The sequence below is a fragment of the Kluyvera sichuanensis genome (genome assembly GCF_014218705.1).
Taxonomy (GTDB): domain Bacteria; phylum Pseudomonadota; class Gammaproteobacteria; order Enterobacterales; family Enterobacteriaceae; genus Kluyvera; species Kluyvera sichuanensis.
Genome location: NZ_JABBJF010000088.1, coordinates 1 through 426 on the forward strand (window position 1 = coordinate 1; position 426 = coordinate 426).

Consider the following 426-nt stretch of genomic DNA (forward strand, 5'->3'; position numbering starts at 1 on the left):
ACTTCGGAAGTTAATGCCCTTCTCCTGTAGTTGCTGAAACATCAGCAGCGCATGTAAAACGTTACGCCCAATCCTGTCCAGCTTCCAGACCACCAGTTCATCCCCCGGCTGCATAGTGGCGATCAGCCGTTTTAGAACCGGCCGATTCGATTTCCTCCCGCTGGCATGCTCTTCAAAAATTTTCTCACAACCCGCTGACTTGAGCGCCGTTAGTTGCAATTCAGTGTCCTGGTGGTTTGTTGATACTCGGGCATAACCGTAAATCATGGGATTTCTCCTGTTATGAAAACAGGAGAAACGGCGAAGCATCACCAGATTTTTGATGGTTATAAAAAAGGTTGGTTTAGGAAGTTTGCCAACATTCGGAACGGCAGCATCAAAAGATGTTGGTACCGGAGCTGGTCAAATCCCAGATATGAGCTACTT

At 47.4% G+C, this 426-nt stretch carries 1 protein-coding gene; it reads right to left on the reverse strand.

Going from position 1 to position 426, the window contains the following annotated elements; translation table 11 throughout:
• On the reverse strand, window positions 1-267 hold a 267-nt coding region (locus HII27_RS26870), incomplete at its 3' end, for a recombinase family protein (protein ID WP_185670192.1).
• Window positions 268-426 lie beyond the last annotated feature (159 nt).